At 72.6% G+C, this 20,181-nt stretch carries 18 protein-coding genes and 1 pseudogene; 5 read left to right on the top strand and 14 right to left on the bottom strand.

The features are described 5' to 3' along the window. Positions 1-372: 372 nt before the first annotated feature. From ACWDA7_RS37890 to ACWDA7_RS37870, 5 genes are all read left to right on the top strand, one after another. Complete coding sequence (locus ACWDA7_RS37890) at positions 373-1,269, top strand: LysR family transcriptional regulator (protein WP_450610640.1); 897 nt, start codon at positions 373-375, stop codon at positions 1,267-1,269. A gap of 235 nt (positions 1,270-1,504) precedes the next feature. After that, on the top strand, positions 1,505-2,338 hold the full coding sequence (locus tag ACWDA7_RS37885; RefSeq protein WP_450610638.1) for a maleylpyruvate isomerase family mycothiol-dependent enzyme: 834 nt from the start codon (positions 1,505-1,507) through the stop codon (positions 2,336-2,338). 137 nt (positions 2,339-2,475) lie between these two features. After that, positions 2,476-3,192, top strand: a complete 717-nt coding sequence (locus tag ACWDA7_RS37880) for a FadR/GntR family transcriptional regulator (RefSeq protein WP_450610636.1) — start codon at positions 2,476-2,478, stop codon at positions 3,190-3,192. Then, a complete protein-coding gene (locus tag ACWDA7_RS37875; protein WP_450610635.1) occupies positions 3,189-4,580 on the top strand; it encodes a hypothetical protein in 1,392 nt (463 codons plus the stop codon). The genes ACWDA7_RS37880 and ACWDA7_RS37875 overlap by 4 nt, the downstream gene beginning before the upstream one ends. Continuing rightward, positions 4,577-6,433: a GMC family oxidoreductase N-terminal domain-containing protein gene (locus ACWDA7_RS37870; protein WP_450610633.1), complete on the top strand. Its 1,857-nt coding sequence runs from the start codon at positions 4,577-4,579 to the stop codon at positions 6,431-6,433. Before ACWDA7_RS37875 ends, ACWDA7_RS37870 begins: the two co-directional genes overlap by 4 nt. Before the next feature lie 160 nt (positions 6,434-6,593). Here the strand turns inward: ACWDA7_RS37870 and ACWDA7_RS37865 are convergent, their stop codons facing one another. The 14 genes and pseudogenes from ACWDA7_RS37865 to ACWDA7_RS37800 form a co-directional block, all read right to left on the bottom strand. Continuing rightward, positions 6,594-7,148 (bottom strand): HD domain-containing protein, encoded by a 555-nt coding sequence (locus ACWDA7_RS37865; protein WP_450610631.1) that lies wholly within the window; start codon positions 7,146-7,148, stop codon positions 6,594-6,596. Beyond that, the gene (locus ACWDA7_RS37860; RefSeq protein WP_450610630.1) at positions 7,145-7,975 is read right to left on the bottom strand and encodes an inositol monophosphatase family protein; all 831 of its coding nucleotides are present in this window, start codon (positions 7,973-7,975) and stop codon (positions 7,145-7,147) included. Before ACWDA7_RS37860 ends, ACWDA7_RS37865 begins: the two co-directional genes overlap by 4 nt. Next, positions 7,972-9,213: an alpha-D-ribose 1-methylphosphonate 5-triphosphate diphosphatase gene (locus ACWDA7_RS37855; RefSeq protein ID WP_450610628.1), complete on the bottom strand. Its 1,242-nt coding sequence runs from the start codon at positions 9,211-9,213 to the stop codon at positions 7,972-7,974. The genes ACWDA7_RS37860 and ACWDA7_RS37855 overlap by 4 nt, the downstream gene beginning before the upstream one ends. Beyond that, a complete protein-coding gene (locus ACWDA7_RS37850) occupies positions 9,210-9,980 on the bottom strand; it encodes a phosphonate C-P lyase system protein PhnL (protein ID WP_450610626.1) in 771 nt (256 codons plus the stop codon). The genes ACWDA7_RS37855 and ACWDA7_RS37850 overlap by 4 nt, the downstream gene beginning before the upstream one ends. A 5-nt stretch (positions 9,981-9,985) precedes the next feature. After that, on the bottom strand, positions 9,986-11,851 hold the full coding sequence (locus ACWDA7_RS37845; RefSeq protein WP_450610624.1) for an alpha-D-ribose 1-methylphosphonate 5-phosphate C-P-lyase PhnJ: 1,866 nt from the start codon (positions 11,849-11,851) through the stop codon (positions 9,986-9,988). Then, positions 11,848-12,978 carry a carbon-phosphorus lyase complex subunit PhnI gene (locus tag ACWDA7_RS37840; RefSeq protein ID WP_450610622.1) on the bottom strand — a complete coding sequence of 377 codons (1,131 nt, stop codon included), beginning with the start codon at positions 12,976-12,978 and terminating at the stop codon, positions 11,848-11,850. The genes ACWDA7_RS37845 and ACWDA7_RS37840 overlap by 4 nt, the downstream gene beginning before the upstream one ends. Beyond that, positions 12,978-13,652, bottom strand: coding sequence for a phosphonate C-P lyase system protein PhnH (gene phnH, locus ACWDA7_RS37835; RefSeq protein ID WP_450610621.1), 675 nt, complete (start codon positions 13,650-13,652; stop codon positions 12,978-12,980). Before phnH ends, ACWDA7_RS37840 begins: the two co-directional genes overlap by 1 nt. Next, positions 13,649-14,083 (bottom strand): phosphonate C-P lyase system protein PhnG, encoded by a 435-nt coding sequence (locus ACWDA7_RS37830; RefSeq protein ID WP_450610619.1) that lies wholly within the window; start codon positions 14,081-14,083, stop codon positions 13,649-13,651. The genes phnH and ACWDA7_RS37830 overlap by 4 nt, the downstream gene beginning before the upstream one ends. 13 nt (positions 14,084-14,096) lie before the next feature. Beyond that, complete coding sequence (locus tag ACWDA7_RS37825; RefSeq protein WP_450610617.1) at positions 14,097-14,987, bottom strand: GntR family transcriptional regulator; 891 nt, start codon at positions 14,985-14,987, stop codon at positions 14,097-14,099. A gap of 174 nt (positions 14,988-15,161) precedes the next feature. Continuing rightward, positions 15,162-16,949 carry a phosphonate ABC transporter, permease protein PhnE gene (gene phnE / locus ACWDA7_RS37820; RefSeq protein WP_450610615.1) on the bottom strand — a complete coding sequence of 596 codons (1,788 nt, stop codon included), beginning with the start codon at positions 16,947-16,949 and terminating at the stop codon, positions 15,162-15,164. 4 nt (positions 16,950-16,953) lie between these two features. Continuing rightward, positions 16,954-17,793: a phosphonate ABC transporter ATP-binding protein gene (gene phnC / locus ACWDA7_RS37815; RefSeq protein WP_450610613.1), complete on the bottom strand. Its 840-nt coding sequence runs from the start codon at positions 17,791-17,793 to the stop codon at positions 16,954-16,956. Positions 17,794-17,924: 131 nt separating this feature from the next. Next, positions 17,925-18,881 (bottom strand): phosphate/phosphite/phosphonate ABC transporter substrate-binding protein, encoded by a 957-nt coding sequence (locus tag ACWDA7_RS37810; RefSeq protein WP_450610611.1) that lies wholly within the window; start codon positions 18,879-18,881, stop codon positions 17,925-17,927. A gap of 618 nt (positions 18,882-19,499) precedes the next feature. Continuing rightward, positions 19,500-19,949 (bottom strand): thiamine pyrophosphate-dependent enzyme, encoded by a 450-nt coding sequence (locus ACWDA7_RS37805; protein WP_450610642.1) that lies wholly within the window; start codon positions 19,947-19,949, stop codon positions 19,500-19,502. A 9-nt stretch (positions 19,950-19,958) separates the two neighbouring features. Continuing rightward, positions 19,959-20,181, bottom strand: a pseudogene (locus ACWDA7_RS37800) (IS200/IS605 family accessory protein TnpB-related protein); the annotation flags it as partial.

Here is a 20,181-nt window from a genome sequence, read left to right as displayed (position 1 = left end):
GTGGATGTCGGGCGGCAGGAACCAGTCGGCCACCGGAACCGCCACGATCGGCACGGACCACAGGGTCACCCCTCGGTAGCCCCGCCATCCGCTCGGTGCCCTACTCGCCTGCAAAGACGGAGACGGCCTGCTCTGCATGGTTCTCCCAGGATCGGCGCGCGCGGCAGATGAAGCGTCGCCGCTCGGTACGCACACCGAGCTGCAACAGGGCACAGGCCACCGCCACGGTCAGGTGGGCCCTGCTCCGTCCTCTACAACCGCGCGCCTCGCCAGCTCGATGGCCGCCGGGCCATTCGCCGTGCCGATAGGGGATATAAGCAGCGGCTCTGACTCGTGTGGCTTGGGTGTCCGCCGACGTGGTGCGATGAGTGCATGGAGTTGCGGGAGCTGCACGCGTTCGTGGCGGTGGTCGAGGAAGGGGGCTTCTCTGCCGCGGCCCGGCGGTTGCACGTCAGTCAGCCGGCACTGTCCCAGACGGTCAGCGGGCTGGAGCGGCAACTGAGGGTGAAGCTGCTGGTGCGCAGCAGCACCGGTGTACGGGCCACCGAGGCGGGCACGGCCCTGCTCGGCGAGGCGCGTGCCGTGCTCGCCCGGCGTGATGAGGCTGTGCGGACGATGGCCCGGTTCGCCGACGGGGGCGGCGGGGTGCTGCGGATCGGCATTCCGCTGGAGTTCCCGTCGCGACTGCTGAGTTCCGCGCTCACGGAGATGACCGAGGCCTGTCCCGACACCCGGGTACGGGCCCTGCACATGTCCACGGCCGAGCAGCTGGCCGCATTGCACGCCGGGGATCTCGATGTGGGACTGCTGCGCGAGCGTCCCAACGGGCAGGAGTTCGACGCGATGCTGGTCAACACGGAACGGCTGGGTGTGCTGCTCAACGCCGAGCTGACCGCGGAGCTGGCCGGACCGGACGGGATCGGGCTGGATGCGCTGACCGGGCTGGAATGGGTGGGGTTTCCCCGCTCGGGCAGCCCCGCCTGGTACGACGAGCTGACGGCCACCCTCCGCACCCACGGTCTTGAGCCGGGCCCGGTACCGGAGGGTCAGCGGCTGATCCCGGAGGTGAAGCTCGCCGCGGTCAGCGCTGGTCGCGCCTTCGCCCTGGCGCCGCCGGACTGGGCGCAGCCCCTCCCCGACGGTGTGGTGTGGTCGCCGCTCGTGGGTTATCCCCTCGTCCGCCGGACCTGGGCGGTGTGGCCGTCCGCCTCCCGCCGGCAGGACCTGGGCCGCCTCATCGCCGCCTTCGCCCAGCCGCCCGCCGACTGATTGCGCGGCAGGAGCCCGGTCGCCCGGTGGGAGGGTGCCACCGCGCGTGGTGCCCGGGAGCCGGGGGCCGTCCCTCGCCTCGCCTTCCCTTGAATGTCGGCGTCGTCGCGCGCGGACGGAAAGACGGCTGGACAGCCGGTGCGCGGAGCCTTGCCGCCCGCCTGCCGGGCCTGGTTGGGTATCGCGCTACGTGCGCGAAGCGCGCAGCAGGCCTGGTCGAGGGGAGCGGAGCGGCGTGGAAGCGGGAACACGGCAGGACATAGGGGGTGCCCTGCCCGAAGGGCTCGGGCAGGCGATACGTGAGACCGCCGGTGATATCGCCGCGCTGCTCGGCCCGGTGGCCGACACAGCGGTTCCCGTGCCCGAGTCGGAGTGGACGGTCGGGGAGGCGGCGGCCCACCTGGCGCAGGCCAACGAACTCATGGCCGACCTGGCAGCGGGCCGCGAACGCCCCTACGGGGACGGCACGACCCAGAGTCTGGCGGCGGCCAACGCGCATGCGCTCACCGCCTTCGCCGAGCGCGGTGCGCGGCCCCTGGCGGAGATGATCGTGGAACAGGCGGACCTCTTCCTCGCGGCGGTGGCCCGGACCGCGGAGGAAGGGAACGCGGACCGCACGCTCGTCACGCCGCTCGGCCGCATGGACCAGACCGTTCTCGCCTCCTATTTGCTGACGCACATGTTGGGTCACGGCTACGACCTCGCCCGCGCGCTCGGCCGGCCGCACATGATCGACCGTGCCCGGGTCGGGCTGTGCCTGCCGTTCCTGCAGGCCGTCATGCCGCGCGTCGCCGACGCCTCCGCCACCGCCGGGTTCACGGCCCGCTACGCGCTCCGTCTGCGGGGCGGCTCGGCGTTCGGCGTCACTTTCGCCGACGGCGCGGTCGAGGTGACGCCCGAACCGCCCCGGCGCCCGGACTGCACCCTCCTCACCGAGCCCGTCACGTTCCTTCTCATCGCGCTCGGGCGGTGCGACCCATGGGGAGCCCTCGCCCGCGGCCGTGTGCTCGCCTGGGGGCGCAAGCCCTGGCTCGGGCCCCGCTTTCCGACCCTGTTCACCGCGCCCTGACCGCAGGGGGCCGACCGTCGGCGCGGCCGGAGGCATCGCGGCAGGGCGAGCCCCGCGGAGTCCCCCTTATTGACGCAGCGTCACCCGCAGTGGTTCAGTGGCTCATCCACTGAACCACTGAGTCGTTGGGGGCCGGGGTGGAAGCACTGCCACGCGAGACGATCGTCGACGTGCTGGAGAAGAGGCTACGCGAGGACATCCTCGCCGGACGCCATCCGGCCGGGAGCTATCTGCCCCCCGAACGTGAACTCGCCGACGGGTTCGGGGTCACCCGCACCACTCTCAAACACGCCTTCGGCCGGCTGGTGCATGCCGGTCTGCTGGAGACGCGGCACGGAGTCGGCACGCGCGTACGGGACTTCCTGCGTCTCGGCGGGGCGGACCTGCTGCCGATGCTCGTGCGTCACAGCCCCGACTGGATCGGCGAGATCTTCGAAGTGCGCCGCAGCATCGGTGCGTTGATCGCGGAACGCGCCGCGGCCCGCGCCACGGCGGCCCAGGTCGCCGAAATGCGCGCGCTGCTGGCGGCTGTCGGGGACGCGGACGGGGGCGACCAGGCCCAGCTGGCCGACGCGGAGGTGCACCGGGCGCTGGCCCATGCCACCGGGAACCGTGTGTACGTCCTGCTGACCAACACGCTGTTCAACGCGTACATGCCGGTACGCGCCGCTCTCGTCGGGCCCTTCGAGGACGCCCGGAGCGCGCACGACCGCCTCGCCCCGGTCGTCGAGGCCGTGGCGGCCGGCGACCAGGAAGCGGCACGCACCGCGGCCGGCGACTACCTGTCGGCCACCGAACGCATCATGCTCGAGGGGCTGGCCCGCTCCGGCGGACACCGGGAGAGTGACCTGTGACCTCGCGCGAGACGGTGTTCAAGGAGACGATGCTGGGCCATGTGCGCCTGGCCGGCGAAGAGGCCGACCGTCCGGTGCGGCTCGACCTCAGCGTCCGCGCCGACGGCGTGCTGCTGCCCCATCGGACCACCCAGGCGCGGCTGACGGGACGGGTCCGGATCGCGGGACGGGCCGACGACCCCGAAGCCGTGGGCGAGTTGGAGATCTCACCGCTGGCGTGCCGCCGGATCCGCTACCGGATCACCTTCGCCCTGGAAGGCCGGCAACTGCTGCTGGACGGCTGGAAGTCGGTGTCGCTCAAGCGCCCGGTGTCCTCGATGACCGTCCTGCCGTACACCCTGTACGAGAACGGAGAGCGCGTCGGCGACGGCACCCTGCGCTTCCCCCTCGCCACGGGCCTGCTGCCGTTTCTCGTCGGCTTCCGGTTTCCCCGGGCGGCCGAGCCCGCCGACCGGTACCTGGCGCCGCGCTGGGACGGCAGACCGGGGCGGACGGAGGTCTGGTACACGACACTGACCGATCCGGCGACCGGCAGCGGCATCTGGCTGCACCACGAGGTCGTCGCGCCCAGTGACGGCTCACCCGCCTACGCGCACGGCTGGACCGCCGTGTTCCCCAAGGACGGCCCGGCGGAGCACGTACGGTTCGGCCCCACACCGTGGAAGGGACCGACCCACGGCTTCACCGCCGAGGACATCCGCGCCGCGCCCGGCCGCCTCTCCGGCTCGGCCGGCCCGTTCACCTGGGCGCTCACCGAGGAGCCCCAGGGCCCGCCCCTGCACACCTTCCCGCGCTGGTCCTGGCGGCGCCCCTGGCTGCCGGCCTCCCACATGCTGCCCGCCGCCCGCGCGCGCTACAGCGGAACCGTCCGCCACGACAGCGGCGAGCTGCGGCTCACCGGGGCTCCCGGCGCGAGCGCCCGGATCTACGGCCACGGCAACGCCCGCCGTTGGGCCTGGCTCCACGCCGACCTGGGAGACGGCGACGTCCTGGAGATCGTGGCCGCGGTATCGATGCGACGCGGACTCGACAGGCTGCCGCCGCTGGTGTTCCTGCGCCTGCACCGCAACGGCCGCACCTGGCCCCGGCGGGTGGAGCGCGCCGCCGTGGGATGGGCGGGACTGGGCCGGTTCCGCGCGGACATCGGTCTGCCCCAGTGGCGGGTCGAGGGCCGCGCCGGCCTGCGCCGCATACGGGTGACGGTGACCCAGCCGCCCGAGGGGACGCTCGCACTCGACTACACCGATCCGGACGGTTCCCCCGCGGTGTGCCGCAACAGCGAGCGGGCCGACGCGGTGGTGCGCCTGGAGCGCTGGTGGGGCCGTTGGCGGCCGGAGGCCGCATGGCGGCTGTCAGGCACCGCCCACGCGGAGGTCGGCGACCGATGAACCGCCCGACCGACGGCTCCCTTGCGGGACTTGCCGCCGCGGTCCTCGCCGACGACGGCACCGCCGAATGGACCAGGGCCGTGCCAGGGCGCCTCGCGGCGCTGCTCGACGTCATGCCCGCCCCGGCGCGCACCGCGATACGCGGCGCGGCCGCGGCGATCGACGCCTATGCCGTGACCCGCACCGGCAGACGCCTGTCCGCGCTCAGTACGGAGCAGCAAGAGATCGTCATGGCGTCGCTCGCCTCCCGCAAGGCCCTGCTTCCGCTTCTGGACGCGGTCAAGGTGCCACTCCTGCTGGCCGCCGGCACGGAACGGCAACTGCACCACAGCCCCGCGGCTTCCGTGCCCGCTCCCGAGGATCCGCCGCTCGACTGCACGCCCTCCCGGCACTGGCCCACGCGTTCCAGCGCCGACGCGGTCGTCGTGGGATCGGGCGCGGGTGGTGCCATGGCCGCGCGGACGCTCGCCGCCGCGGGTATGCGCGTCGTCGTTCTCGAAGAGGGGGAGCACCACACCACCGCGTCCTTCGGACGGCGGGCTCCGCTCGACCGCTTCATCGACCTGTACCGGGACGGCGGCGCGACGATCGCCGTGGGCAACCCGCCGCTGGTCCTGCCCGTCGGCTGCGCCGTCGGCGGCACCACCGTCGTCAACTCCGGAACGTGCTACCGCACACCGGACCGTGTCGTCGCCCGCTGGCTGAGCCGTCACGGATTCGCGGCCGCCGAGAGCTTCGGGACGCATCTCGACGAGGTCGAGCGCACCCTGAGGGTGGCACCCCAGCCACTGGACGTCCTCGGGGACAACGGGCGGCTCGCCCTCGCCGGGGCCAGGGCACTCGGCTGGGCCGCTGCGCCCCTGGTGCGCAACGCCCCGGGCTGCAAAGGCTCGTGCCAGTGTGTTGTCGGCTGCCCCACCGGCGCCAAACAGAGCGTCCAGCTGTCCGTGCTTCCCGAGGCCTGTGCCTCCGGCGCCCGTATCGTCACCGGCGCCCGCGTGCGGAGGATCCTCACCGACCACGACGGGCCGGGCGCCCCACGGGCAGCCGGGGTACTGGTATGCCGCCCGGACGGCAGCGAACTGGAGATCCTCAGCCCCCTGGTGGTGGTCGCCGCCGGGGCTTTCCAGACCCCGCCGCTGCTGCGCCGCTCCGGCCTGGGCGGACATCCGCGGCTCGGCCGCAACCTCAGCGTGCACCCCGCCATCAGCGTCGCGGGCCGGTTCAGTCGCCCGGTCACGGGCTGGAAGGGCGTCCTGCAGAGCGTCGGAGTGGAGCACCTGCGCGCGGACGGCATCCTGATCGAGGCCACCGCCGCCCCGCCGGGCATGAGTTCGTTCGTACTGCCGGGTGTGGGACGCGAACTGCGGCGCGAACTCGAGCAGACGGACCGGCTGGCGACCCTCGGCGCCATGATCGCCGACCGCCCCTCGGGCCGCGTCCTCGGCCGCGACCGCACGCTGCTGCGCTACGACCTGGCGAAGCGGGACGCCGGCCGTCTGCTGCGCGCCCAACGGGCCATGGGGCACCTGCTGTTCGCCGCGGGCGCCGAAGAGGTGCTGACGGGCGTCCCGCAGGCCCCGCGCGCCCGCACCCCTGCCCAACTGGAGGCCCTGCTCGACACGGTGAGCGCGCACCGCCTCCACGTCTCCGCGTTCCACCCCACGGGAACGGCGGCTGCCGGCGCCGACCCCGAGCGCTCACCGGCCGACCCGGAGGGCCGCCTGCGAGGCGTGCACGGCGTACTGATCGCCGACGGCTCCGTACTGCCGAGCTGTCCGGAGGTCAACCCGCAACTGAGCATCATGGCCGCCGCGTTGGCCATCACCGGCCGTTTCGTGACGTCTCGGTAGGTCGAGCACAGAACGGCACAAGGACAGGGGACTGCCCACCCTTCCCGCTGGGGCCCCGCCCCAGCCGGCCACAGAGGAGGAACACCTCCGGCCGGCTGGAGCGGAGGCCATCCGGGCGACCGCGCGGTGCGACCGCCGAGTCGGGCTGCGCGTCCGGCCGTCAGACCTGCTGCGCGGCGATGCAACGGGCGTGGGCCTCCAACAGGGCCGGCATCGACAGCACCGGGGCGTCCGGGTCCTTCGCCGCGTCGTCCCAGCGCCGCAGCGCCACCGCGTCCGCGGCCAGCGGATGCGCCGCGAACTCCGCCACCTCGTGCTCGTCCATCGGGCCGCCCTGGACCTTCAGCGACGCGACCGACGCCGGGCTGAGCAGGGCGTGATAGGCCGGGTCGGTCGCCACCAGATAGCGCTTGGCCGGTACGTGCTGGGCGATGACCCAGGCCGCGCGTTCGCCCAGCTGGCTCCTGGCGAACTCGGCGCCCGCCAACTCGTGCGGCAGACCAGGGTGTTCGGCCCGGACCGGCCGGGCGCGGCCGATGTCGTGCAGCGCCGCGGCCACCACCAACTCGTCGTCCGCACCCGCCTCCGTCGCCAGCCACGCCGTCTGCAGCGCGTGCGTGCGCTGGTCGACGGCCTCCCCGCCGTACGGGAGGCCCGCGAGGCCCTCGACGAGTGCGGTCAGTTCCTCGCCCGTGAGCGGGGTTCGCGTGGTCATTGCTGCTCCGTTCCGCGGATGGTCTCCGCCAGTTCCTCTGCGAGCCGCGGGGTCGCCGCGACCACGCCCGACCAGCGGCGGTTGAGGTCGGGGTCGATCTCCAGCGGGCGTCCGTGCACATCGATCACCGCTCCGCCCGCCGCGGGCACGGTCACCATCGCGGCCGCCAGGTCCACGATCCGGTGCGTGTCGGAGCCGGCGTCGGCGAACGCGTCCGTCGACCCCTCGGCCACCAGCACCGCTTCCAGGCAACTCGTCGACAGGATGCGGATCCTGGAGGCGCGCGTCGCCACCCGCCACCATGCGTCGGCGATGTGCTGCTGCGGCCGCAGCAGACTCACCGCCGCGCCGTCCAGCTCCGTACGGCCGCTCGTGCGGTACGGCGACGGTTGCCCCGCCACCGTGTGCCAGCAGCGCCCGGTGTCCAGCCAGCAGGTCAGCGCCTCGGTCGGCACGCCGTCCACCGCTATGACGCCCGCGAAGGCGGACAGCGGGACACCCGAGGCGGCGTTCGCCGTGCCGTCCACCGGGTCGGTGACCAGCGTGACGGCGGAGCCGTTGTCGATGTGGCCCAGCTCCTCGCTGAGCAGATTGATCCGGTGGGCGTCCACGACCTCGGCGATCGCGGTGTCCACCAGGATGTCCAGCCGCATCGTCGGCGTGCCGTCCGCACCCATCTGCACCTTCTCGGCCAGCTGGGCCCGGTCGTACGTTTCGCGCGCGGCGCGGAAGGCGTCCACGGCGGCCTGGGTCGCCGCGGCCAGCGCCGGATGGACGCCGGAGGGCAGCTGCGGTTCGGGCACCGCCCAGGGGATCCGGCCGCTCATGCCGCCTCACCTTCCGATGCGGCGCGCAGCACGGCCGCGACGACGGGCCAGGGGCGGCCCGGCTCGGCCAGCACCAGGTCGGCCCGCAGGCCCGGCTCCAGCCGGCCGCGGTCCCGGAGGCCGGCCACGTCCGCAGCACCGCCGGTGACCAGACCGACCGCCTCGGGCAGCGGCGCCACGCCCTCCTCGGCGAGCAGCAGTGCAGCCCCGAGCAGCCCCGACGGCAGGTAGTCGGAGGCGAGGGCGGTGACCAGGCCGCGGCCGACCAGCTCGCGGCCGGAGGCGTTGCCGTTGTGCGAGTGGCCGCGCAGAACGTTGGGCGCGCCCATCACGACCGGCATACCGTGCTCGCGTGCGGCCTTCGCGGCCGCCGTCGTGGTGGGGAACTCCGCGACCGCGCCGCCCCGTTCGCACAGCTCCTCGATCTCCTGCGGCGAGCTGGGGTCATGGCCGAGCAGCCGGATCCGGCCCGCGTGGGCCTGTTCGCCGAGCCAGCCCAGCGCCTCCTCACGGACGTCGAGCCGGCCGTCCCGGTCCACGATCAGCCGGTCGACGTAGGCGCGGGCCTCGTCCTCGGTGACCTCGCGGGTGCCGACCAGATAGCGCTCGTAGTAGGCGCGGTCCGCGTACTGACCCTGGCCCGGGGTGTGGTCCTCGTGCGACACCAGGACCGGCCCGCGGGCGGCGTCCTGGATCTCCTCCAGCCGCTCCCGCAGACCGGCCAGGCCCTCCGGGCAGCGGACGTCCAGCCGGTGCAGGACGCGGTGGTCCACCAGACCGTCGTCGCCCCGGCCCTCGATGGCCGCGCAGATGCGGCGCGCGTTCTCCAGGGTGCGGCGCATACCGCGCCCGCCGCTCTCCTCGAACGCCGCGCCGTGGAACGCCGTCGTGACACCGGCAGCGCGCAGCTTGCCCTCGAAGGACAGCAGCGCGAACTCCATGGGCAGTTCGGCCCCGGGCCGCGGCAGCAGCTCCTTCTCCAGTCCGTCGCTGTGCACGTCCACGAGGCCGGGCAGACAGAGCATGCCCTGGCCGTCGACGTCGGCCTCCACACCGCCCGGGTGCGGTTCGACCGCCGCGATCCGGCCTTCCCGGACCGCGATCAGCGCATCGTCAAGCACCCGGTCCGGCAGCACCGCCCGTACGTGCCCGAGCACGTAGTCGCGGGGCGGGCCGCCCAGCGTCCAGCCCTGGGCCCGTGCCTCGGCCGGTCCCGTGTTCACCACGCCTGTGGTCATGCCGCCTCCTCCAACATCTGCGCCGGCGTGCCCTGCCGGGCGATCCGGCCGTCCCTGACGAACACCACGCGGGTCGCCAACTGCCGGATGGCGTCCATGTCGTGGAAGACGGCGAGGACGGCGACGCCCTGCCCCGCCAGTGAGTCGATCAGCTCGAGCGCGGCCTCCCGGTTGGCCGGGTCCAGCGCGGAGACCGGCTCGTCGAGCAGCAGCAGCCGCGGCGGTTGCACCGTTCCCGCGGCGAGGTTCACCCGCTGGCGCTCACCGCCGGAGAGGACACCGCAGTCGACGTCCCACAGCGCCTCGTCGAGGTTCAGCCGGTGCAGCGCGGCGGCCGCGACCTCCCGCGCCTCGGCCCGGTCGAGCCCGCGCCGCCGGGCGGTCGCGGCGACCACCTCCAGCGGGCCGGTGCGCGGCGGGGCGGCGAGGAACTGCGAGACGTAGCCGAACTCCCGGCCGCGCAGCCGGGCCATCTCCCGGTCGGGCAGCGTGGTCAGTTCGACCGGCCCGGCGGCTGCCCGCAGCCGTACGGAACCGGAGTCCGGCAGGTATGTGCGGTACACGCAGCGCAGCAGCGAGGACTTGCCGGCGCCGCTGGGGCCCGCGAGGGCGACGTGCTCACCGGTGTGCACGTCCAGGTCGACTCCGCGCAGCGACGGGACGGTACGGCCGTCGATGCTGTGCAGGGTGAAGGACTTGTACAGGTCGCGTACGGAGAGGACGGCGTCCTGGGTCTCGGATACGGAGTGGGTGTCGGCGGTGTTCACCGGGCTCACCTCCGGGCGGCGGCCACGAGCCGCTGGGTGTACGGGTGGTGGGGATCGTGGAAGAGCTGGTCGGTCAGGCCCTGTTCGACGACGCGGCCCGTCTGCATGACCAGCGTGCGGTCGGTCAGTGCCTCGATGACGGAGAAGTCGTGGCTGACGACCACGGCGGCGACGTCCCGCTCGGCGAGCAGGCTCCGCAGCAGGTCGAGCACGCCGGCGGCGACGGAGGCATCGAGACCGGTGGTGGGTTCGTCGAGCAGCAGTACGGGCGGCTCGGTGGCCAGTGCCTTGGCGATCTGCACGCGCTGCCGCATGCCGCCGGAGAAGGTGTGCACGGGGTCGTCCATACGGGAGAGCGGTACCTCGACCCGGTCCAGCAGCTCCGCCGCGCGGCGCCGGATGGCGTGGTACCCGCGCCAGCCCGCCGCGGTCAGCCGCTCGGCGATGTTGCCGCCGGCGGAGACGCGCAGGTCGAGTCCGGCAGCGGGGTCCTGGTAGACCACGGCCATCGAGTCGATGCGCAGCCGCCTGCGGACGGCCGCGGGCAGGTCGAGCACGTCGGAGGCGCCGCCGTCGACCGTGGCCAGGCGGACCCGGCCGGCGGTGGCCGGCTCGTCGCCGATCACACAGCGCAGCACGGTGGACTTGCCGGAGCCGGACTCGCCGATGAGACCGAGCGCTTCGCCCGGGGCGATGTCGAACGAGACGTCCCAGGCGGCCACGACGGCGCCGGTGGACGGGCTGACCGCGGTGCCGTGCTCGGGACCCGTGCCGGGCACAGCCGATGCTCCGCCCGCGCCGTGCACCTTGCCGATGCCGTCGACGCGCAGGGCCCACTCGGGGCCGCCGGCCGAGGTCCTGCGGGCGGGCGCGGGTGCGGCGTCCGCCGCCGCGGCAGGAGCCACGGGCTTGCTACGACGCCCCGCGCGGGCCTGCGGATCGGGCAGCAGGGCCAGCGGTGCGCGGTCGCGGTGGGTGGCGGTGTCGGCGTCCCCCGCCTGGACGCGAGCGCACCACTCGGTGTCGCTGCAGGCGAAGGCGCCTTCCGTGCCGGCGTTGACCAGGTAGACGTCGTCGCTGCCGCAGAACTTGCAGCGCGCCCCGGGCTCGTGCTCGACCTCGAACGGCACGTCGTCGAAGGTGAGGGGCCGGACGTCGGTGTGCGGGGGCACCGCGTAGATGCGCTTCTCACGACCGGCGCCGAAGAGGTTGAGGTGCTCGGCCTGGTGGAGCCGGGGCACGTCCCAGCGCGGGATGGGGCTGGTCGCCATCACATAGCGGCCGCCGACCAGCACCGGGTACCCCGTGCTCGCGGTGATCATGCCGTTGCGGACGATGTCCTCGTAGAGGCTGACCCACATCGCGGAGTAGTCGCCCTCGGCGTGCATCCGCGCGCATTCGGCCACCGACTTCTGCACGCCGCGCAGCGGTTCGGGCACCGGCACCTGGTAGACCACCACATGGTGGGCGCCCAGCGCCTCCTCGGGGATGCGGTGGCGGGTCTGCACGACCGTGGCCTCCCGGGTGTCGGCGGACTCGCCGCACCCGGTGGTCTGCGCGATCATCCGGCGCAGATTGGTGGCGTTGACGCCGGCGTCGTCGCCCTGGTCGATCACCTTCACCGTGTCGTCGGTGCCGATCATCGCCAGGGTGACCTGCAGTCCGCCCGAGCCCCAGCCGCGTGCCACCGGCATCTCCCGGGAACCGAACGGGACTTGGTATCCGGGCACGCAGACGGCGGCGAGCGCGGACCGGCGGATCTCCCGCTTGGCGTCCTCGTCGAGGATCCCGGCGGGCGGGCTGCTCGCGGCCGCCTCGGCCACGAGCGCGCCGACGGGTGACAGCTGCGGGATCTCCTGAGTCGTGCTCATCGGCAGTCCTTTCCGGCAGGATCGGCGGCCCGTGCCGGCGGGTCCTCGCCCGCCCCGGCGGCGGCCCGCATGGCTTGCTTGCGCTCGACCATCGAGCGGAAGGTGACGTAGTGGGGGAGCTTCAGGTGCTCCAGGAAGCCGCCCGAGTCGAGGCCGTCGACGGTGAGCAGCAGCAGCTGCTCCAGCGGCCCGCTGCGACCGAACCGGCGGTTGGCGATGTCCAGGTTGGCCATGGCGATCGCCTTGCGCTCGTTGTGCCCGAAGCACAGGCCGTACCCGATGTCGAAGCGGGTACGGTCCTCGTCCGCGCCGTCCAGGTCCTCGATGGCCTCGGCCTCGGTGACCCGGAACTCGCCGACGGTGACGGGGTTTCCGGTGTGCGGGTGGCGGACGCGCAGCGGCAGCCGGCCGTGCCGCAGCTCGCCCAGGGTGATCTCGTGCACATCACCGTCCGGGCCGAGGACGGAGCGGTACCACAGCGCCACCAGCGCACCGGATTCTGCGCGGGCCATGGCGGCCAGGACAGCGGACCGGTCGGCGGGCGGCCGGGCGGGCTTGCGGGTGATGTCGTGCGGCTCCGGGTCGTCCGCGGTACGCCCCTCGGCGACCAGTTCCATCTTCCGCAGCAGGTCCAGGAACCGGCGCGGACTGCGCTGCTCCTCGGCGCGCTCCCCACGGTCCGTGTGATCCGTGGTGTCCGGGTCCTGGGACAAGGGCTCCGGCGGCCCGTCGGGCCGCTCCAGCAGCCGGCCGGTGTAGTCGGAGGTACGGCCGAGCAGTTGCGGGCCGTCCGGCTCGCGGAACGCGGGCACGATGCGGCGCAGCACGGTCATCTCGCCCGGGTCGACGGGTTCGCTGACCGCCAGCCGCGGCAGGGTGGACCGCTGCGCGCGCAGCAGGTGCGAGGCCTCCAGGGTGTCCCCCTCGGCCTGCCGGAAGGCGTCGGCCGCGGTCGGCTCGTCGTACAGTCCGGCCTCGCCCATCACCCGGTCCACGGCCAGCCGGAAACGGGCGGTGATCTGCTCGGTCGACGCCCACGGCGCGGGCGCGTGGTCCCGCTTGCGGCGGACCAGGTCCTCGGCGGCGAGAATCGCCTCGAGTCCTCCGCGTGCTCCCGAGTACCCCATCAGTTCTCCTCCTCGGCCACGGCACCGGCCGCGATCGTGACGGTCGTGCTGCGCGGCAGGCCCATGACGCGTCCGTCGGGGGTGGCGAGCAGCAGATCGGCCCCGGCGGGGAAACCGCCGACGAGCTCGGCGCGCGCCGCCACGAACCCTTCCGGCAAGCCCAGCGGAGCGACATCCCGTTCACCCGGCACGCCGGGCCCGGACAGCCGCCAGGTCGACGGCCCGCCCTCCAGCGCGGTCACCGGCAGGCACAGCACGGCACCGTCCTCCGGCGCGTCGGCGGTGCCCCGTGCCAGCCGCAGGATCTCCTCAGCCGCGACGGGTCGTACGGCGGCGGTGAGCCGAGCCTGCTCCAGCGGCACCGCGGGCGCGTTGGTGGCCACGCCGACGACGTCGGACCAGCGCCGCGAGCCGTCCTCTTCCAGGACGCACACACCGGTGCCGAGGTCCGCGAGCGCGAGGACCGGCAGCAGCGCGGGCGGCACCGTACCGGGGACGCCCGCGGGGAACCGGGTCACCGTGCCCGGCTGCGCCAGGGCGTCGAGCACGGCGCGGAAGACGCCCTGCGCCTGGGCGGGCCGCAGCTTGGCCGCGGCCACCAGCTCCGCGGTCCCGGACTCGTCCGCGGCGGGCGCCCCGCCGCCGGGCGCCGGCACTGTCTCGACAGCGCTCACGTCAGCTCCTCGAACTCCACGACGGTCGGGGCGAGTTCCGCCCACTCCTGGCTCTCCCGCCGCTCCCGGCGGCTCGCGACCCGCTCGCACAGCAGGTCGATGTCGGCGGCCCGGCGGCCGCCGGACTGCGCCTCGGCGTCGAGCACCGCGGCGGCCAGCACGGCCAGGCGGTCGTCCCCGAGGCGTATGGCCCAGCCGCGGTGGCCGGCGAGCTCCACCTCGGCGCGGCAGGCCAGCACGTCACCGAGCAGGAACCGCTGCGCCAGGACCGGTTCGCGGACCTGCGCGGTCACACAGCCGACCTCGGGCCCCACCAGCACCCGTACCTGCCCGCCGTCCGCGATGCAGGCGTCGGCCAGTTCGATCAGTTCGGCCCTCTCGGCCTCGGCCAGCAGGGCGCAACGATGCTCCCTGCTCAGTACGTTTGTCACCACTTCTCCCGGTTCATTGTGGTGTGACAACTTTCTGCGATGTGACAGCTCTCCGCGGTGTGGACGATCTCTGCGGGGAAGTCCTCCGCGCCGTGACGGGCTGAGCGCGGGCCGTGGGCCCGCTCCCGGCGCCGGCGGCCGGCCTGCTGACGGGGGCGGCCGCGGGCCCGCTGACGGGTTCGTCACCGACGGCCGGTTCATCGAGTTCGACGACGACACGGACGGCGTCGGCACGCGTCCAGGTGCGGCTGCACATCAGGACGTTGCCGAGTACTTCGTCCCGGCTGACGCTCTCCACCAGCCAGGCGGGCTGGCTGCTCTCCATGCGCAGAGCCCGCAGGACCTCGGCCGGCGGGACGTCGATGCTGACCCGGCACCAGGCCCGCATCGGCCGCACCCGCACCATCTGGCGGAGCACGAGGTCGACGGAGTCGACGGCGTGCAGCGCCAGATCCAGGTCGGGCACCTCGTCCACCGGGATCCACTCATGGACCCAGGAGGCGAGGAGGTCGTCGATGTAGAACTCACGCACCACCTCGTGCACCGGCGAGCCGGCCGGCCGCTCGAACCTGTCCGCCAGGTCGGCGGGCAGGGGAATCCTGCGGACCGACTTGACCAGGGCGCGAGGTGTGGCGCCCGCCGCCGAGATCGTGGCGGACCACGACGGTGGGACACTGCGCGAGATGACGTAGTCGATGCGCCGGTTGACGAACGTGCCGGACCCCTGGGTCCGGCGGACGACGAACCGGCGCTCCAATTCCTGTACGGCCGCCCGTGCTGCGGCCCGGCCAACGCCGAACCGTCGGGCGATCTCGGCCTCGCTGGCCACTCGTGTGCCGCGGGGGCACTCGGCCAGCTCGGCGGACAACTGCTCCGCGATCTCCAGATACCTGGTCGCACTCACATAAGGAACTGTGGTCGGCGGACTTGTCCGGACAACCTGCGGACAACCAACGAGTCCGACCGGGAATGTGAACAGCCGGGACAGTTGTTTCGCGGTTCGGACCGGACTTCTCCCTTGGAATCCATGGCGGAGGACCCCGTGCCCAGGCGGCGGGGTCCGGCCATCATCCGGCGGTCAGCGGACGATCCGGCGCAGCCACACCGCGAGCAGCTCCACGACGAGCACGGTCGCGAACACCATCAGCAGCACGGTGGTGACCACCCCGAAGTCCAGCACTCGCGAGGCGTTGAGGAGGTCGAAGCCGATACCGCCCGCGCCGACGATGCCCAGCAGTGTCGCGGAGCGGATGTTGACGTCGAGCTGGTACAGGATGTGCCCGACGAACGCCGGCGCGGCCTGCGGCAGCGTCGCCGAGCAGAAGACCTGCCAGCGTCCCGCGCCGGTGGCGCGCACCGCCGCCTCCACCCCCGGGTCCACTTCCTCCAGCGAGTCGGCGACGAGCTTGCCGAGCAGCCCGACCGCGCCGACGCCAAGTGCCAGCGCGCCGGCCACCGCGCCGAGGCCGGTGATCACCACGAAGACGATGGCGAGGACGAGCTCGGGAATTCCGCGGACCAGTACCACCACGACCCGGAACACGGCGGCCGTCGCGCGTGAGGGCGCGACATTGCGGGCGGCCAGCGCGCCGATGGGCAGGGCCAGTACCGCGCCGATCAAGGTCGCCGCAAAGGCGATCTTCGCGGTGTCGAAGAGGTCGGACAGCAGGTCCGGCAGGATGCCGCCGGCGCTCGGCGGCCAGAACAGTGCCAGTGTGGGACCGACGTTGCCGAGCGCATCGAAGAACTGGCCCGGTGAGATACCGGCACCCCAAACGGAGGCGGCGAGCGCGAAGGCCGTCACGGCTGCGTAGACGGTGCGGCGGACGCGGCGGGTGTTCCACGGCGGACTGATACCGGGCTGGGCGGCACCGGTACGGCGCATGTGCGGTGCGTCCCCGGCGTCCAACGCAGCCTTCTGGTGCGCCGGGGTCACCGCGGCCAGAGGCGGCAGGCCGGCAGCGGAAGCCCGGGACCTCGTGCCCTTGCCGCGCGCCCGTCCACCCGCGCCGGCGTTCCGCAGCAGGGCCCGGCGGATCGCCGCGGAGAGCAGTTCCACCAGCACGCAGAGCAGGAGCACCACCAGCGCGAGCGCCATGCCCCGCCGGTAGTTCAGGGCGTTGAGGGCCCCCGCGATCTCGTAGCCGAGGCCGTTCACGCCGACGAAGCCGAGCACCACCGAGATCCGGAGGTTGATGTCCAGCCGGTGCAGGGCGTGAGCCACCAGGGAGGGGAGCACCTGCGGCAGTACGCCGGAGACCAACTGCTGGAGGCGGCCGGCACCGGTGGCCCGTATGGAGGTGCGGGGTCCCTCGTCGATCTGCTCGATGGCGTCCGCGTACATCTTGCCGACCATGCCGACCGAGTGCAGGCCCATGGCCAGCACACCGGACAGGGCGCCGAGTCCGAAGATGCGGAAGAAGACGATCGCCAGTACGACGTCCGGTACGGCCCTGGCCAGCACGATGACACCGCGAGCGCCGAACCGTGCGCTCGCGTGGGGGGTGGTGTTGCCGGCGGCCAGCACCGCCACCGGAACGCTGAGCACCACCGACAGCAGCGTCGCGGACACCACGACGGCCATGGTCTGCCCGCACAGCCGCAGCACCTCTACGGCGGACGGGAAGTCGAGCGGGAACATCCGCCCGGTGAAGTCCACCGCGTTCGAGGCACTGTCCACGAGCGTGGCGGCGTTGATGCGGAGGTCGGCGAAGGCCCAGCAGGCGAATCCGGCCAGCGCGGCCATCACGAGCAGGGCCGCCGCACCGGTCGCGCGTGGGCGGGGCAGGGTCCGGGGTACGGCGTTCGGCCCCGTCGGTGGGGCGGGGGAGGGCGGCGTGGGGGCAGCAGCGGTCGAGACGGTCATGGGCTCAGCCGGCCTTGGCGGTGAGCACGGCCGGGGTCGCGACGCCCAGACGCGCGTACACGGACATCACGTCGTCCCGTGTCAGATCGGACACCGGACTGTCCATCAGGACCCGGCCTCCCCGCAGACCGATGATCCGGTGGCCCCAGGAGAGGGCCAGGTCGACCTGGTGCAGGCTGCACAGCACGGTGAGCCGCTCCTCCTCGGCGATCTCCTTGATAAGCCGCATGATCTGCGCCGAGGACTCCGGGTCGAGCGAGGCGACGGGCTCGTCGGCGAGCAGGATCTCCGGCCGCTGCATCAGCGCCCGGGCCACGGCCACACGCTGCTGCTGACCACCGGAGAGGGTGTCCGCCCGCTGGAACGCCTGGTCGAGCAGGCCGACCTGCTCCAGGTGGCGCAGCGCCTCACGCCGTACCGACTGCGGATAGCTGAGCAGGCCGAGGCGCGGGCCGCGCAGCCGGCCGAGCGCGCCGGTGCACACGTTCTCCAGCACCGTGAGGCTGCCGACGAGGTGGAACTGCTGGAAGACGAAGCCGATGCGGCGGCGGAGCCGGCGCAGTGCGGCCCCGCGGGCGCGGCCCACATCCGTGCCGAGGACGGTGACCGTGCCGGTGGTGGCCCGCTGCAGTCCGTCGACGTGCCGCAGCAGGGTCGACTTCCCGGACCCGGAGAGCCCGAGCAGCACGACCATCTCCCCGGCCCCAACGCTCAGCGAGACGTCGTCGAGCGCGAGCACGTCGGCATCGAACTGCTTGCTGACGCCCTCGAATCGCACTACGGGTTCGGTGAGTTGTTCGGCGGCCAAGGATCGCTCCGATTCTTCCGTGAACTGCACTGCCATGGGGGAAAATGAACTGAACTTCCGTAAGCACAACCGGAATTGCCGGCAACCGGGAGCTTTGCGATCCCGGTTGCCGGCATTGCCCGCGTTATCCGGGCAAAAGAGCCTTCCGTGCTATCCGGCCGCAAGGGTCAGGATTTCACGCACTGCTCGTCCTTGGTGACATCGCAGACCTTTCGGACACCGTCGTAGTCGGAGTCGTCCACCTTCACGAAGCCCCAGTCGCCGGCGTCGTCGACCTCGCACTTGGCGCTGCCGGAGCAGAAGCCGTGGGCCTTGAGGTAGTCGACATTGGCCATGGTCTGGAAAGCGGTCGCGATCTTCTGCTTGAGGTCGGCGTCGAGATCGTCGCTGACCGCCACCGGGGAGCCGGGGATCACCGGGGACTTCCACACCGTGGTGATCTCGCCCTTCTTGATCTGGCCCTTCTCGACGAGCTGCTTGTCGACCATGGTGTCGTAGGCGAATCCGGCCTCGCACTGACCGCTCTTCACCGCGAGCACGGAGGCGTCGTGACCGCCGGCCATCACCGGGGTGATGCCCTTCTTCACGTCCACCCCGACCTCCATGAGCCCGGCACGCGGGTAGAGGTAGCCGGAGGTGGAGTTGGGGTCGACGAAGCACACCTTCTTGCCCGCGAAGCCCTTGAGGTCCTTGATCGGCGAGCCCGTCTTGACGATGCCGTAGGACTTGTAGCCGGGCTGCGCACCCTTCGTCTCGACACCGGCGGCGACCGGAGTGGCCTTCACGCCGGAGCTCTTCGCCTGAACATAGGAGAACGGCCCGTACCCGGCGATCTGAATCTTTCCGGAACGCTGTCCTTCGATGACCGCCGCGTAGTTCGTGGCGGTCTGGAAAATGATCTCCTTGCCGGTCTCCTTCTCCAGGAGCTTGATGACGGCGCCGTACGAGGCCTTGAGGTCGGTGGAGTTCTCAGCGGGAACGGCAGCCATCACGAGAGTGTCGCCGCCCTTTCCCTCCGACGTGGAAGACTTCGAGGCAGCACTCGAGCCGCAACCGGCCAGGGCGAGAACGGAGGCGGCACCGAGGGCGAATACGCCGAGATTGCGCCGGTTCACAAGAAACATCGTTTGGCTTCTCCTCAAAACGGCCCGCTTTGGTGCCGCCGGAACGGTTTACGAACGACACCTAGGCTGGGTCCGGGCTGTGCCGGGGCGAAGAAGCGATGGTTGCGCCCCGTCGAACGAGTCCGGTCTCTTACGCGCACCCGACCGGACGACTGGGGCCGCGACCGCCCCGGACGACGGCCCGCAGGCGGATCCCGGCCGGCGTAGCCGGATGATCAACAGTGGGTTCCTGATCGGTGCCGGACAGGCCCTGGTGCCTGGCTGGGCGAACGGAACAGAACCTCGTCGCCGAGCACAGGGCGCCGGTCACCGCACCGATGGTGGCGACACGGCGCTCGGCTCTTCTCGCCCAACGGGTCTGAGCCGGTGCCGCCGCCGCACTCGGCGGCGGGAGGACCGAGGTGTCGATGCCGGAGGACGACCTCCCGCTCGGGCGCGTCGGCTCCGGAAACCCGCCGCCGCCCTGCCCGGCCTACGGCGTCCGGGCAACGGTACGGCGTACCGCCCCCGACGAGCACCAGGTGGACGCGACCGTCATGGGTCGCCCCAGGCGAGGAGCTCCCACCGCCCCGACCGGGTCCCGCGGCACCCGGACGGATGCCACAGGCCGGTCCGCGGTCAGGAGACGGGCGCGTGGTGGTAGTCGGCGGTGCCGAACGCCTTGCCCAGCTTGACGAGAGACTCCGGGGCGTCCAGACGCTCCATGAAGGCTTCCACGAACACAAGCCGGTCGCGCTTGTTCTTCGCCGTGTCGAGCGCGGCCGCGAGCGCGTCCTCCGCGTTCGCCTTGACGGTGACGGCCGTGTCCTGCGGGTCGAAAGCCTCCACCAGCCGGTCGTACCGCCACGGGGCGATGTTGTTGTAGCTCGCGTTGGCGCCGAGGATGCAGCGCTCGACCGTGCAACCGTCATTGTTGATCAGGACGATGACGGGGCTGAGACCGAGCCGCAGCACCGTGGAGAGTTCCTGCGCCGTCAACTGGAAGGAGCCGTCGCCGATCAGCAGGATGTGGCGGCGGTCGGGCGCCGCGAGCATGGTTCCCAGCAGCGACGGAAGCGTGTAGCCGATCGACCGTTCCTAGTCAGTGAGCAGGAGTGAGTCTTGTACCCAATCCTGGTCAACTGGCGCATCCCGAACGGTGGTGGATGCACTGGTCTCCCGCGTTCGCGCCGCGTCCGGCGACACGGATCGTGTCCGTGGTCCGGGGATGCGGGGGCGGGTTCCCTCACGCCCTGGGGTGCCGTGTCCGGCCTGGGCGGTCCGATGCCCCACACGATCGCTCTGGTCGTGTGGGGGCGGT

This window comes from Streptomyces sp. NPDC001156, assembly GCF_053598275.1.
The sequence above is the reverse complement of the archived record's forward strand: the minus strand, read 5'-3'. Positions and strand labels throughout refer to the sequence as shown.